Annotated in this window: 15 protein-coding genes; 4 read left to right on the forward strand and 11 right to left on the reverse strand. The window is 73.1% G+C overall.

Annotated features, from left to right (window positions below; genetic code table 11):
- Nucleotides 1-38 precede the first annotated feature (38 nt).
- Together ABTX18_RS22855 and ABTX18_RS22860 are read right to left on the reverse strand one after the other, a co-directional pair.
- Entirely contained in the window at nucleotides 39-584 is a 546-nt protein-coding gene (locus tag ABTX18_RS22855) for a DUF1697 domain-containing protein (RefSeq protein WP_352124580.1), read from the reverse strand.
- Between the two features lie 6 nt (nucleotides 585-590).
- Nucleotides 591-1898, reverse strand: coding sequence for an MFS transporter (locus ABTX18_RS22860; RefSeq protein WP_352124581.1), 1308 nt, complete (start codon nucleotides 1896-1898; stop codon nucleotides 591-593).
- 180 nt (nucleotides 1899-2078) lie between these two features.
- Here ABTX18_RS22860 and dhaK point away from each other — a divergent pair, with 180 nt between their 5' ends.
- Genes dhaK through ABTX18_RS22880 form a run of 4 tightly spaced genes read left to right on the forward strand, consistent with a single transcriptional unit; the run spans nucleotide 2079 to nucleotide 4695 of the window.
- Nucleotides 2079-3071, forward strand: coding sequence for a dihydroxyacetone kinase subunit DhaK (gene dhaK, locus ABTX18_RS22865; protein ID WP_352124582.1), 993 nt, complete (start codon nucleotides 2079-2081; stop codon nucleotides 3069-3071).
- Between the two features lie 54 nt (nucleotides 3072-3125).
- Nucleotides 3126-3740, forward strand: a complete 615-nt coding sequence (gene dhaL / locus ABTX18_RS22870; RefSeq protein ID WP_352124583.1) for a dihydroxyacetone kinase subunit DhaL — start codon at nucleotides 3126-3128, stop codon at nucleotides 3738-3740.
- Complete coding sequence (locus tag ABTX18_RS22875; RefSeq protein ID WP_352124584.1) at nucleotides 3737-4147, forward strand: PTS-dependent dihydroxyacetone kinase phosphotransferase subunit DhaM; 411 nt, start codon at nucleotides 3737-3739, stop codon at nucleotides 4145-4147. The genes dhaL and ABTX18_RS22875 overlap by 4 nt, the downstream gene beginning before the upstream one ends.
- A gap of 50 nt (nucleotides 4148-4197) precedes the next feature.
- Nucleotides 4198-4695, forward strand: a complete 498-nt coding sequence (locus ABTX18_RS22880; RefSeq protein ID WP_352124585.1) for an NUDIX hydrolase — start codon at nucleotides 4198-4200, stop codon at nucleotides 4693-4695.
- Between the two features lie 37 nt (nucleotides 4696-4732).
- Here the strand turns inward: ABTX18_RS22880 and abc-f are convergent, their stop codons facing one another.
- The 9 genes from abc-f to ABTX18_RS22925 form a co-directional block, all read right to left on the reverse strand.
- Nucleotides 4733-6376: a ribosomal protection-like ABC-F family protein gene (abc-f, locus tag ABTX18_RS22885; RefSeq protein WP_352124586.1), complete on the reverse strand. Its 1644-nt coding sequence runs from the start codon at nucleotides 6374-6376 to the stop codon at nucleotides 4733-4735.
- A gap of 257 nt (nucleotides 6377-6633) precedes the next feature.
- Complete coding sequence (locus ABTX18_RS22890) at nucleotides 6634-6948, reverse strand: DUF6191 domain-containing protein (RefSeq protein WP_352124587.1); 315 nt, start codon at nucleotides 6946-6948, stop codon at nucleotides 6634-6636.
- A gap of 117 nt (nucleotides 6949-7065) precedes the next feature.
- Nucleotides 7066-8106, reverse strand: a complete 1041-nt coding sequence (locus tag ABTX18_RS22895) for an NAD(P)-dependent alcohol dehydrogenase (protein WP_352124588.1) — start codon at nucleotides 8104-8106, stop codon at nucleotides 7066-7068.
- 61 nt (nucleotides 8107-8167) lie between these two features.
- Complete coding sequence (locus tag ABTX18_RS22900) at nucleotides 8168-8947, reverse strand: SDR family NAD(P)-dependent oxidoreductase (RefSeq protein WP_352124589.1); 780 nt, start codon at nucleotides 8945-8947, stop codon at nucleotides 8168-8170.
- On the reverse strand, nucleotides 8944-9615 hold the full coding sequence (locus ABTX18_RS22905) for a TetR family transcriptional regulator (protein ID WP_352124590.1): 672 nt from the start codon (nucleotides 9613-9615) through the stop codon (nucleotides 8944-8946). The genes ABTX18_RS22900 and ABTX18_RS22905 overlap by 4 nt, the downstream gene beginning before the upstream one ends.
- Before the next feature lie 100 nt (nucleotides 9616-9715).
- Nucleotides 9716-10930 (reverse strand): PP2C family protein-serine/threonine phosphatase, encoded by a 1215-nt coding sequence (locus ABTX18_RS22910; protein WP_352124591.1) that lies wholly within the window; start codon nucleotides 10928-10930, stop codon nucleotides 9716-9718.
- A gap of 204 nt (nucleotides 10931-11134) precedes the next feature.
- Nucleotides 11135-11899 carry a GNAT family N-acetyltransferase gene (locus ABTX18_RS22915; protein ID WP_352124592.1) on the reverse strand — a complete coding sequence of 255 codons (765 nt, stop codon included), beginning with the start codon at nucleotides 11897-11899 and terminating at the stop codon, nucleotides 11135-11137.
- The gene (locus ABTX18_RS22920; protein ID WP_352124593.1) at nucleotides 11896-12816 is read right to left on the reverse strand and encodes an NADP-dependent oxidoreductase; all 921 of its coding nucleotides are present in this window, start codon (nucleotides 12814-12816) and stop codon (nucleotides 11896-11898) included. Before ABTX18_RS22920 ends, ABTX18_RS22915 begins: the two co-directional genes overlap by 4 nt.
- A 210-nt stretch (nucleotides 12817-13026) precedes the next feature.
- A complete protein-coding gene (locus tag ABTX18_RS22925) occupies nucleotides 13027-13764 on the reverse strand; it encodes an SAM-dependent methyltransferase (RefSeq protein ID WP_352124594.1) in 738 nt (245 codons plus the stop codon).
- Nucleotides 13765-13807: the final 43 nt, after the last annotated feature.

The following is a 13807-nucleotide window of genomic DNA, read 5'->3' on the forward strand; positions in this document are numbered from 1 at the left end:
GGCCAGTCCGCCCGCGGGTCGGCTGCCTGGCCCGTCCGTCAGGCCGCGCCCTTCCTGGCCGCGTCGAGGATCTTCACGACGGTGTGGAAGTAGCGCGTCGTCGCGTCGTGGCCCAGGACGCGCTCCTGGAAGCCCTTCGCGGCGGGCGCCCTGCCGTTGATCAGGTACCAGACGACGAAGGCGTCGCTTCCGGCACTGCCGATGATCTCCATGTCCTTCTTCGGGGAGAGCATCGGCAGCGCGAGCCCCGGATCGACCGGTTCGGTCGTGAACACCACGCAGCAGCGCAGGTCGTCGGTGACCGTGACGTCCTTGAACGGGTCGAGCGCGATCAGCGCCTCCAGCTCGGGCACCGTACGCAGACAGACCGCGACCTCGTAGCCGAGTGTCTGCGTGAGGTGGTCACGGATGCGCGCGCCGAGCACGCCCCGGTCCGTCTCGTCGGACTCGAAGAAGACGTTTCCGCTCTGGATGTAGCTGCGTACGGAACCGAACCCCATGTCCGTGAACAGACTGCGCAGATACTCCATCTTCACCGAGCGGCCCGGCACGTTCATCCCGCGAAGGAACGCGATGTACAGCAAGTCGGATCACCTGTCCGCTGGAGGGGTGGAAGCACACCGGCGCCCGCCAGCGTACTGGGCGATGCCCGTCAACGTGCCGGTCAGCGCGATGCACACCATGGCGATGCCGGCGACGACGAAGACCGCGGTGACGCCGAAACCGGCCGCGGCCGCCGTGGCAGCCGCCGCGCCCAGGGGGCCGAGGGCCGAGTGGAGGGTCCAGAACGTGGAGGTGACCCGGCCAAGCAGCCGGCTCGGGGTCACCTCCTGGCGGAGCGACATGGAGGAGATGCCTGCGACACCGGTGCACATGACGTTCACCGTCATCAGGACGGCGATCACCGGCACGCTCCGCGACAGCCCCAGGCAGGCGACGGCCACCCCGGCGAGCACGAAGGCCACGATCCAGCTCGCCCCGAACCCCATCCGCGCACGGACCCGGGCGACCACGGCGGAGGCGATGAACGTGCCGACCGTACCCGCCGCCAGCACATAGCCGACCGTGGTGTCGCCGTGGCCGAGATCGTGCTTCAGGAGATAGATCACGAGGTCCGTCATCCCATAGGTGAGGAAGGTCAGCAACGACAGCAGCACGGTCAGCGGGCGGAGGACCGGATGCGCCCACAGGAACCGCGCACCCGCCAGGAACTCCCGCCGCACCGCGCCCCGTCCGGCACTGTCCGCGTCCGCGTCGACGCGCGGGGCCGGGCGGATCCTGACGAACAGCACGCCGATGGCGGAGACCGCGAAGGTGACGGAGTCGATGCCGATGGCGGCGGCCGGACCCGCGGCCGCGGCCACGAAGCCGGCGAGTGCCGGGCCGGCGACTCCGGCGACGGCGAAGGTGGCGAACAGATGACCGTTGGCTCGCGCGATCTGGTCCGGCGCCACGAGGGCCGGGACCACGGTCACGTAGGTGACCTGGAAGAGCATGGAGAAGACCCCGACGACCGGCACGAGGGTGTAGATCAGCCAGATCGGCGTCGCGAACAACCAGACCAGCGGGACGATCGCGTAGAGCACACAGCGGGCGGCGTCGCTGATCATCAGGAGCCGTCTGCGGTCGAACCGGTCCGCGATCACACCGGCGAACACTCCGGTGACGATCGAGGCGACTCCGGTGAGACCGGTGACGACCCCCATCTGAACCACCGACCCCGTGCTGTGCAGCACCAGGAGCGGAATCGCCACGTACGAGAAGGAGTCCCCGAGGGCGGACAGGGCCTGGATCACCAGAAAGATGCGGTAGGCGCGATTCCTGCGGAGCGGGAGGGAAACAGGCTCCCCGGCCGCCACCGTCGTCGTCTCCTTCTCCGACGGTTCACCTGCGCTCACCACGTACCCTCCTCGATGCGGCCCAGCCGCTGACGGTATGCGGCCCGGCACCGGAGGGCTCGTCATTTTCCGGTCGCACGACGGACCTCGGGTACGAGCGGACGCGTGCGGTTCTTCGCACGGGGCCTTCGGCGTCCTACGGTGGTGGTCCAGCGCCGACAGCCTTCCTGGGAGATTCCGTTGCGCATGCTGATCAACGTCCCCGAAACCGTGGTCGCCGACGGGCTGCGCGGCATGGCCGCCGCCCATCCCGAACTGACCGTGGACGTGGAGAACCGTGTCGTCGTACGACGCGACGCACCCGTGGCCGGGAAGGTCGCCCTGGTGTCCGGGGGCGGGTCCGGGCACGAACCGCTCCATGCCGGGTTCGTCGGCCCCGGCATGCTGTCGGCCGCGTGCCCCGGCGAGGTGTTCACCTCACCCGTACCGGATCAGATGCTGCGGGCCGCCGCCGCGGTGGACAGCGGCGCGGGCGTGCTGTTCGTCGTGAAGAACTACACCGGTGACGTGCTCAACTTCGAAATGGCCGCCGAACTCGCCGACGAGGAGGGCGTGCGGGTCGCCCAGGTACTCGTGAACGACGACGTGGCGGTGAGCGACAGCCTCTACACGGCAGGGCGGCGAGGCACCGGAGCCACTCTGTTCGTCGAGAAGATCGCCGGAGCCGCGGCGGAGGAGGGTGCGCCGCTGGAGCGGGTGGCGGCCCTCGCGCGGCAGGTCAACGAGGCGTCGCGCAGTTTCGGGGTGGCGCTGACATCGGTCACCACGCCCGCCAAGGGCTCCCCGACCTTCGATCTGCCGCCCGGCGAGCTCGAACTCGGGGTGGGCATCCACGGCGAGCCGGGACGGGAACGGCGTCCGATGATGACCTCCCGGGAGATCGCCGACTTCGCGGTGGACGCGGTGCTGGAGGACCTGCGGCCGCAGAGCCCGGTCATCGCACTCGTCAACGGGATGGGCGCGACACCGCTGCTGGAACTGTACGGATTCAACGCCGAGGTGCAGCGGGTGCTCTCCGAGCGCGGCGTCGTGGTGGCCCGTACCCTCGTGGGGAACTATGTGACCTCGCTCGACATGGCGGGCTGTTCGGTGACGCTCTGCCAGGTGGACGAGGAGCTGGTACGGCTCTGGGACGCGCCGGTGCAGACGCCCGCACTGCGCTGGGGCCGTTGACCCGTACGGCCCCTCGCGGGAATGCCGATCCGTCCGACGTACCGAGGAGCGCATGTGCTCGACGCCGATTTCTTCCACCGCTGGATGTCCACGACCGCTGCCTCCGTCGACCGTGAGGCGGCCCGTCTGACCGAACTCGACTCGGCCATCGGGGACGCCGACCACGGCAGCAATCTGCAGCGCGGGTTCACCGCGGTCGCCGCCGCCCTGGACAAGGAGCCGCCCGGGACACCGGGCGCCGTCCTGATGCTGGCCGGCAGGCAGCTGATCTCGACCGTGGGCGGGGCGTCCGGGCCGCTGTACGGGACGTTGCTGCGGCGCACGGGCAAGGCGCTGGGCGACGCGCCGGCCGTCGGCGCCGATGAGCTCGCGCGGGCGCTCGGGGAGGGGGTGGCGGCGGTGTCCCAGCTGGGCGGGGCGCAGGCCGGTGACAAGACGATGCTCGATGCGCTGCTGCCGGCCGTCGAGGCGCTCGGCACGTCGTTCGAGGCGGCCCGGGACGCCGCCCTGGCGGGCGCGGAGGCAACGGTCCCGCTGCAGGCGCGCAAGGGCCGGGCCAGTTATCTGGGTGAACGGAGTATCGGGCATCAGGACCCGGGGGCCACATCGGCCGCCCTGTTGATCGCCGCGCTGGCGGAGAGCGCCGCGGCGGCCGGAGGTGACGCGTGAGCGCGGACAAGCAGGTCGGGATCGTGCTGGTGTCGCACAGCGGGCCGGTGGCCGAGGCGGTCGCGGAGCTCGCGAGGGGGCTCGCGGCGGGCGGGGCGACGGCGCCGGTGGCCGCGGCCGGCGGCACACCCGCGGGCGGGCTCGGGACGAGCGCGGAACTCATCGCGGAGGCCGCCCGGACCGTCGACGGGGGCGCGGGGGTCGCCGTCCTCGTCGACCTGGGCAGCGCCGTGCTGACGGTGAAGGCGATGCTGGCCGAGGGCGACGAACTCCCGGACGGGGCCCGGCTGGTCGACGCGCCCTTCGTGGAGGGCGCGGTGGCCGCCGTGGTCACCGCCTCGGCCGGCGGCGACCTCGACGCGGTGGCGGCCGCCGCCTCGGAGGCGTACGACTACCGCAAGGTGTAGGCGGCCTGTCGTCCGGGCCTTTCCCGGCTGCTGCGCCCACACTTGACGCCATGGCACCCCACAGCGCCGGCCTCCTTCTGTTCCGCCGCGGCGGCACCGGCTTCGAGGTCCTCATTGGGCACATGGGCGGCCCGTTCTGGGCGCGCCGGGAGAGTGCGGCGTGGTCGGTGCCCAAGGGCGAGTACGGGGCCGAGGAGGAGGCGGAGGCGGCGGCCCGGCGGGAGTTCGAGGAGGAGTTCGGCCATCCCTTGCCGGACGGCGTGTGGGTGGCTCTGGGCGAGTCGCGCCAGGCGAGCGGCAAGACCGTGACGGTGTGGGCGGTGGAGGCCGACCTCGATCCGGCGGCGGCGGTTCCGGGGACGTTCACGTTGGAGTGGCCCCGGGGGTCCGGTGTGCTCCGGGACTTCCCGGAGATCGACCGGTTCGCCTGGTGCGCGCCCGAGGTCGCGGCCGAGCGGCTGGTCAAGGGGCAGCGGGTCTTCGTGGACCGGCTGCGGGATCATCTGGCGGGCGGACAGACACCCGCCGCGCACGACGGCGGGGGCTGAGCCGGTCTCCGCCCCCGCCGTCGTGCGTTGCCTGTGGTCAGGCGCGTGCCACGGGCCGGCCCGCCCGGAGTTCCAGCCGGTCGCCGGTGAAGCGCCTTTGGAAGCTGCGGTCGTGCGAGACGACCACGACGGCTCCCTTGTACGCCGCCAGCGCCGCCTCCAGCTCCTCGACCAGGGCGAGTGCGATGTGGTTGGTCGGTTCGTCCAGCACCAGCAGATCGGCGGGCCGGGTGACCAGCCGGGCCAGTGCCAGCCTGCGCTGCTGTCCGACGGAGAGCGCGGCTACCGGGACGGTCAGGTCGTCCGGGCGGAAGAGGCCGAGCGCGAGGAGCAGGTCGGTGTACTCGTCGGCGTGGCCTGGCCGTCCGGCGGCGAAGGTGTCCAGCAGGGTGCGGCGGGTCGGCCGGGCGGGGAGCTCCTGCGGGAGGTAGCCGATCCGGGCCCGGCGCCGCACGGTGCCCGTGTCGGGGGCGAGGTCGCCCGCGAGGACCCTGAGCAGAGTCGACTTCCCGGCGCCGTTGGGCCCGCCGACCAACAGGCGCTGCCCGCTGTCCACCCGGAGCGCGGGCAGGTCCAGCCGGTCGCCCACCGCTACGGACGCGAGCTCCACCAGCGGCCCGGGGTTGCTGTCGCCGTCGGAGGCCAGGGTCAGCCCGGCGGAGAACCGCAACGGCCGGGGCGGTGCCGGTACCGGCTCCCTGCGCAGCCCCTCCAGCCGTGCTCTGGCCGCTCGGACCTGGCCGGACAGCTTCGACTCGTGGGAGCGGCGATGCTTGCCCCAGCCCTCCCCGGGGTCCTTACCTGTGGCGGCGAGCCGCTGTCCGGAGGCGTTCACGAGTTCTTCGGTACGGGCCAGTTCGTCCAGCCACTCCTGGTGGTCCTGTGCCCAGCGGCGGCGTGCCGCCGCCCTCGCCGCCCGGTAGCCGTCCCAGCCGTCGCCGTACCGGGCGACGCTGCGCAGATCCCGGTCGACCTCGACGATGACGCTGGTGGTCCGCTCCAGGAAGGCGCGGTCGTGGGTGATGACGACGAGAGTGCCGCGGTGGGCGCGCAGCTGGTCCTCCAGCCAGGTGACGGCCCGCAGGTCCAGGTGATTGGTCGGCTCGTCGAGGAGCAGCAGTTCGGGGCCGGACGCCAGGACGCAGGCGAGCGCGAGCCGGGACTGTTCACCCCCGGAGAGGCTGCCGAGCGTGCGCTCGCGGGTGACGTGTGCGAGTCCGAGGCCGTGCAGCGCGGCCTCGGTCCGGGCGTCGGCTCGGTATCCGCCTCGTTCCTCGTACTCCGTCAGCAGGTTCCCGTACGTGGCCAGTTGGGCGTCGTCGGCGCCGCCGGGGGCGGCGAGTGCCACTTCGGCGGCATGGATCTGCCGCTCCAGCGTGCGCAGTCCCGCGAGGGCGGCGTCGACGGCGTCCTGGACGGTGCGAGTGGGGTCGAGGGCGAGCGTCTGGGAGAGGTAGCCGGTGCCGCCGTGGAAGCGGACGGTGATCTCGCCGCTGTCCGGAGTCTCGGCACCGGCGATCAGCCGCAGCAGGGTGGACTTCCCGGATCCGTTCTCGCCGATGACACCGACGTGGTCGCCGGGGCGGACGGTGAGCGACACCTGGTCGAGGACGGCGCGGTCTCCGTACGCCTTGGAGACGTCCTTGAGGCTCAGCTGGGCGTGATCGTGCGGGAGGGGCATGGTGGCGGTTCCCTGGGGGGTGCGTGCCTCGGCGGCCCAGGACAGGGCACGGCGGGCGGGGCTTCCGGACGGTCCGAGGGGAGGGCGGCGCGGGGCGTGGCCCCGGACGTCACAGGGTGACGGCCCGGCGGCGCGCGGCGGCGGCCCTGGCCGGAGTCAGCGGAAGAAGTAGTACGCGTACGAACCCATGAGGGGAGTGTAACGGGGGCGGCGCGGGCGCCTCCAGGTGATTTACGGGCGCCGGGAGGCGGCTGCCATCACTGCTGTCGCAGGCGGATGACGGCGAGCCCGCCGTCGAGGTCGACCGTGGAGCGGTGGGGCGGGGCGCCGTCCTCCTCGTCGTCGCGCAGCAGCAGCGCGCTCTGGCGTTCCTCGAGCTCGCTCTGCTTGCCGGGCGAGAACGTCGCGTGCAGCTGCTCGAATCCGGTCGCCGAGATCTGGCCCTGGCGGGCGCTGTTGCGCCACGGCAACAGGCCGGCCTTTCCCGCCCGGAGCAGCAGTTGGTCGAGGAAGGCGGCGGCGGTCAGCCCGATCACCAGCCCGGGGAGGGTCATCATGGCGGCGAATTCCATGCGCCGAGTATCCGTGCGGGGCGGTGCGGTGCGCATCGGCCGCGGGTATGACGATGCGGGCCGGAGAGCGGTGTGCGCTCCGGCCCGCAGCGTCGTGGGACAAGGCGGCGGGGCCGGTCAGCCGCCGGGGAGGATGACCGCCCGGCCGTTGATCCTGCCGTCGTGCAGCCGCTCGTACGCCAGCGGTGCCTCGTCCAGTGAGTACGTCTCCACGTGGACGTTCACCGCGCCCGCGTGGGCCAGTTCGAGCACCTCGGCCAGCTCGGAGCGGGAACCCCAGTACGGGGCGGTCACGGTCGTGTTGAACGGCAGGTTGCCGAAGCCCACGGGAAGGGCTCCGCCGCCGATGCCGACGATCGTGACGTCGGAGTCGATAGCGGCCGCGGCGCCGGCCGTGGCGACGGTCGGCGGGGCGCCGACGAAGTCCAGGACCACCTGGGCGCCGATGCCGCCCGTGAGTGCGCGGATCCGGTCCGCGGCGTGCTGGTCGGAGAGGACCGTCTCGTGCGCGCCGACGGTGCGGGCCAGGGCGAGCTTGTCCTCCGTGACGTCGAGGGCGATGACCCGGACGGCCGTCATGGCGCGCAGCAGCTGGATGGCGACGTGGCCGAGGCCTCCGGTGCCGATGACGACGGCGGTCGCGCCGGGGACCAGCTTCGGCAGGGAGCGCTTGATCGCGTGGTACGGGGTGAGACCGGCGTCGGTGAGCGGCACGGCCTGCACCGGGTCGAGGCCGCGCAGGGGGACCAGGTGGCGCGGGTCGTCGACGATCATGTACTCGGCCATGGCGCCGGGCGATCCCAGGCCGGGCGGGTTGATGCCCAGCTCCTGGGCGCGCAGGCAGTAGTTCTCCTTGCCCTCGGCGCACTTGACGCAGGTACCGCAGCCCCACGGGCCGTAGACCGCCACGGACTCGCCGACCGGGAGTCCGGTGACGCCGTCACCGAGTGCGGCGACGGTGCCGACGCCCTCGTGGCCGAGGGTCAGCGGCAGCGGGTAGGGGAACTGGTCGGCGGGCCAGCTCATCACGGCGATGTCCGAGTGGCAGACTCCTGTCGCGGTGACCTTCAGCAGCACCTGCCCGGGTCCGGGCTCCGGGTCGGGAACGGTGACGACCTCGGGTGCGGCGCCGATGGTGCGGTACTGGACGGCTTTCATGGGTGGGTCCTCCTCGACCTCTGCTGTTCTCTTTTTCGCCCCCCTGTCCCCCATCCGCCACTCAGGCGGCGGAGTAGCCGCCGTCCACCAGGTGGTAGCTGCCGTGGATGAAGGAGGCGCGGTCGGAGAGCAGGAAGGCGGCCAGCTCCGCCACTTCCTCCGCCGTGCCGAGGCGTCCCGCCGGGTGCAGGGCGATCAGGTGGTCACGGGCCGGGCCCTCGGTGTCGCGGAGCAGCGGGGTGTCGATGAAGCCGGGGCCGACGGCGTTGACGCGGACGTTCTGCGCGGCGTACTCCAGGGCGGCCGTCTTGGTCAGGCCCACGACTCCGTGCTTGGCCGCGACGTACGCGGGCGAGCCGGCGAAGCCGTTCGTGCCGAGGATCGACGACATGTTGACGATGGCGCCGCCGCCCGCTGCGACGATGGCCGGGAGCTCGTAGCGCATCGAGTAGAAGACGCCGCTCAGGTTGGTCGCGACGACGCGGTTCCAGTCCTCGACGGCGTAGTCGCCGGTCGGGGCGCTCGGGCCGCCGATGCCGGCGTTGTTCACGGCGAGGTGCAGGGCGCCGAAGGTATCGGCGGCGAACCGCACACCCGCTTCGACGGAGGCGGGGTCGGTGACGTCCATGGCCACCGCGGCGGCCTGGGCGCCGGTGCTCTCCAGGGCGGCGACCGCCTTGCGGGCGCTCTGCTGGTCGTAGTCGGCCACGACGACGGACGCGCCGGCGGTGGCGAGCCGGTGGGCGAGGGCGAGGCCGATGCCGGAGGCCCCTCCGGTGACGAGGGCGGTGCGGCCGGCGAATTCCTGCGCGGCGGGGGTGGGGGTGGTGGTGGTGCTCATGAGGGTGCGTGTCCTTCCGTGGTGCTGTGTGACGCCGGTCCGGCGGGGTCCTGCGTGAGCAGGTCTCCCGCGAGGGCGTCGAATGCCTGCTCGACGAGTCGGGGCAACTCGTCGGGGCTGCCTCCGCGCACCCAGGCGGCCTGGGCGGCGAGGAGCGCGCCGGCTCCGGCGGCGACCGTCACGGCGGGACGGATGTCCTGCCGCGGGTCGGCGCCGAGCCGTTCGGCGACGATGGCGACCGAGTCCTCCTGGGCGTCCACGCGGATGTGGTGGAACGCCGCGTAGAGGGTCGGCTCCCGCTCGGCGAGGACCAGCAGTTCGAAGATCCTCGGGCGGCGGTGCCAGGCCTCCGCCCCGGGGTCCGCCAGCCAGTCCAGAACGGCCCGGCGGTAGGCGGTGAGCGGGGGTTCGCCCGCGGGGCGGGCCCGCAGGGCGTCGTTGATCCGGTCGCCGTCGCCCCGGACCGAGTCCAGGACGGCGGCTTCCTTGCTCGTGAAGTACCGGCTGAACGTGCGCCGGTCGACGTCCGCGCGTTCCGCGATCTCCTCGACCGTCACGTCCCTCAGGCCCCGGTCGAGCACGAGCTCGAAGGCGGCCTGCGCCAGCGTGTCCCGGGTACGGCGCGCCTTGCGGCTCCGCCTCTCCGGAGTCTTCCGTTCCCGGTTCATAACTGCACCGTACACCTAAAATGTCCCAACGCGACAAAAGTCGCGCTGGGACACTGGTGCGTGCTTTTTTTCTGGTGCGGCCGCGGTGCGGGCAGGGCCGTCAGCGCCCGCCGAGCGTCTCCACGGTGCGCCGCGCGCCGTGGCCCGGCCTCGCGGACGGGGCGTGGGCGCTCGACGGCGCCCGGCGCAGCGCGAGCGCGGCGATGTCGTCGCGCCGCACGCCGCCGGAGAACTCCTCCAGGTCGGCGCGGAGCGCGTCGAGCAGCTCTCGGGGGCACAGACGGGCCCAGCGGCTCAGCCGGGTGTCCAGCGGGTAGAACGTGCCGGTCGCGTCACGGGCCTCGGTGACTCCGTCGGTGAACATGAGGAGCGTCGCGCCGGGCGGGAAGTCCAGCCATTCGGAGGGACGGGCATCACTGCTGAGCTCCGCCATGCCCAGCGGGACCGACGTACGGCGCAGCGGGACGGGGGAGGCCACTGAGTCGTGCAGCAGCCGGGGCGGCAGATGGCCGCAGTTGACGGCCTGCACGCGCCCGTCGTCGTCGAAACCGAGCACCAGTGCCGTGACGAAGCGCTCGGCCTCGCCGGTCTGCGCGGAGAAGGCGTTGTGCCGGACGACCGCGTCCTCCAGGGCGTCGACGACTCCGGTCAGGGACGGCTCGCGAATCGCCGCCTCACGGAAGGCGCCGAGTACGGCGAAGCCGGCCCCGATCGCGGCGAGCCCCTTGCCCTGGACGTCACCGATGATCACCCGGGTGCCGTAGGGCGACTGGACGACCTCGTAGATGTCACCTCCGACCAGCCGGTCCTCCTCGATCGGCGCATAGGTGCCGTGGGCGACGACCTGGTCGGTCAGGATGGGCAGCGGGCGCAGGATCTGACGCTGGAGTGCGACGGCGGCGGAGCGGAGCCTGGCGATCTCGGTGGCGTGGCGGATGCGCAGGGCGCAGGCGCCGACGCCGAGGAAACAGGCGAGCACCGTGAAGACGACACCGCTGGTGATGTCCCAGAACGATCCGCCGGTCGTCACGCGCGAGGTGACGGCCACGACCATGATCCAGGAGGCCACGCCCACCGTCTGCCGGATCGTCGCGAAGACCGAGACGAGTGCGGGCACGACGACCAGCAGCGGCACGAGGCGCAGGTCGTCGCCGGACCACATGTCGAGGATGAGAATCAGCGCGGTCAGCAGCACCAGGCCGCCGGACAGCGCCCCGTTGCCGACCCGTGGCGCCCGGACGGCCGCCTCGCCCGTCTCCGTACCCGCGAGCCCCGCTCCACGCGTCGTCGACAGGTGCTGGAGCCCGATGGTCACGGCCGTTTCCTCCCGAGGACTGCCGGTCCGGCGCCGGCGTTCCCTACCAGTGCACCCGAGCCGGGGTGGGTGGCACACGAGGCTTACGGCCTCACCCACCACGCCGAAGGTCCCGGAAGCCCGCGCCGGCAGAGGCCTTCGGCCGCGGTTCACGGGCCGAAGGCGTGGGCCCGGATGCCAGGTCCAAAAGCCCCGGACGGCCGATCAGCGCGTGGCCGGCTCGCGCACCTCGCCCCGGACCGTGCCGGGCACGCGTACGGGCAGGTCCTGCGGGACGATCGCCGAGAGGAACGGCGTGTGGCGGCGGAGGGCGAAGCCCAGTGACTCGTAGAGCCGGACGGCATTGGTGTTGGAGGCCGCGGCGTGCAGGAAGGGGGTGTCGCCGCGCTCCCGGATCTCGTGGGCGACGGCCCGCACGAGTCCGCCGGCGAGCCCTTGCCCCCGGACCGACTCGTCCGTGCAGACGCCGCTGATCTCGCTCCAGCCGGGCGGGCGCAGGCGTTCCCCGGCCATGGCGACCAGCACGCCGTCGCGCCGCACCCCGAGGTAGGCGCCCAGCTCGATCGTGCGGGACTCGAACGGGCCGGGCCGGGTCCGCGCCACCAGGTCCAGCATCTCCGGCACATCGGCCGGGCCGAGCCGGACGGCCTCCGGGTACGGTGCCGCGTCAACTCCCGCGTCGACGAGCTGGACGCCCTCCGCGTGGAAGACGACCTCCCAGTCGTCCGGCGGCGGCTCCGTGAAAGCGGTGACGGTGACCAGGCCGCCGGGCCCGGCGAGCGCGGCCGCATCGGCCCAGTCGGCGGCCCCGGGCCTGTCCGGAAGGGCGACCCAGGGGGTGACGTCCGGCGGATAACGCAGGATGCGGCCGCGGTGCTCGGCGAAGTGGGCGTGCGGCCCCCGCAGCGCCGAGCCCACCGGGTCGTCGAGGGGGTGCGATCCGCCGTCGGGGCGTCCGGGGCCGGTCACGAGGTCACCTCGATCACGGTCTTCCCGAGGGCGTGGCCTTCCTCCACCAGACGCAGCGCCTCGCCGGCCGCGGTGAGCGGGTGTGTCCGGGTGATGTGCGTGCGCAGGACGCCGGCGACGGCGAGGTCCGCCACCGCGTCGAGCACCGCGGCGGTGCGGGCCCGTTCGACGGGCGCCCCGCCGAGTTCGGCCACGAGCGCCTTGTCGCCGGCGCTGATCAGCGTGGCGGGGTCGGCGAGCAGCGCGGCCGCCTCGCGCAGGGTGTCACCGCCGGCCAGGTCGAAGACCGCGTCGATGCCGCCGGGCGCCGCTGCCCGTACGCGGTCGGCGAGTCCCGCGCCGGACTCCACGTGCACGGCGCCGAGCGAGGAGACGAACTCCTTCTTGGCCGCGCTCGCGACGCCGATGACCTGGACGCCCGCGTGGCGTGCGAGCTGCACCGCGGCGCTTCCCACCCCGCCGCCGGCCCCGGTGACCAGCAAGGTGGCCCCCGGGACGAGTCCGAGCCGGCGCACTCCGTCGTAGGCCGTGGCCGCCGCGACCGGCAGCACCGCCGCGTCGGCGAACGTGAGCCCGGCCGGCTTGTGGGCGGTCACGGCCACGGGCAGCAGGGTGTACTCGGCGTACCCGCCCGTCAGCGGATTGCCGAACACCTCGTCCCCGGCCGCGAACCCCTCGACGCCCGGGCCGACCGCCTCGACGACCCCCGCCGCCTCGCTGCCGAGGACGACGGGAAACGGCTTGGGCGCACTGCCGGGCCGGGTGTATCCCGTACGCAGCTTCCAGTCCACCGGGTTGACCCCGGCCGCCCGGACGGCGACGAGCAGTTCCCCGGGCCCGGGCGCCGGCGGGTCCTGGTCGACGAGGGCCTCCACCTCCGGCCCGCCGTTGCGGGTGAACACGTACGCCTTGGACATGGCTCCCTCTCCGTTCCTGGCACGAACAGCCCGGCCTGACGCCGACTGCCCCCTGAGCAGCAAGCCCGGCCGCCGCGCGTATTCCCCACAGACGGCGTGTTCACGGAGCCGCAACGATCGGGGGAAGCGAGGAGGGCCGGGCCCGGGGTCCGCCGGGGGTGTTCACGGGCCGCAACGATCGGACCGGGAGGCTACGACCGCCCGTCCGGGTCAGCCGGACGTGGGGCGCAGCACCAGCGTGACGAAGCCCCAGGTCTCCCGGTAGACCCGCAGCCATTCGGTGCGCCGGGTCGCGGCCGTCTCCAGCACCTCGGCGCTCCCGGGATCGGCCGGGTTGTCCAGCGCCCAGGAGGCCAGCGAGCCCCAGCACGCCCACTCGTAGGCGTCGAGTTCGGCGCGTGAACTGACGTGTCCGTGCACGGGTGTCCAGCCGTCGGCGGCGACCAGGTCCACGGTGGTCGCCAGGTCGGCGAAGTCGCCGAGCATCTCGACGGCCTCCGGTGACGGCTCGCGCCTCCAGAAACCGTCGCCGATCAGGACGCGGCCGCCGGGTGCGAGGTGCTTGCGCGCGGCCGCGAGGGTCGGCAGCAGTCCGCCGAAGACGTGCGCGGCGCCGACGCTGAGGACGAGGTCGAACGGTTCCGCCGAGGCGAAGGCGGCGCCGTCCTGACGGTGCAGGACGAGGCGTTCGCGTACGCCGAGGCGGTCCGCCGCCTCACCTGCCTGCTGGAGGGAGCCCTCGGAGATGTCGACGCCCTCGGCCCGCAGGCCGGGACGATCTCTCAGGGCGCGCAGCAGCCACTCCCCTCCCCCGCACCCCAGATCGAGCGCTCGCGCGTCGCCGCGCGGGACCGCGTGGTCCAGGAGTTCACTCACCGAGTCGTCGGCGAGGGGCGCCTTGATCGGGTGGCCGGCATGGGCAAGGGCGGAGATCTCGTCACGGTTCACCGGGGCAGCCTGTCAGTGTCAAAGCCCGGAGCGCACGCCGTTT

Origin of the sequence: Streptomyces sp. NPDC096323, assembly GCF_040302845.1 — a bacterium.
In the GTDB taxonomy this organism is placed as follows: Bacteria; Actinomycetota; Actinomycetes; order Streptomycetales; family Streptomycetaceae; genus Streptomyces.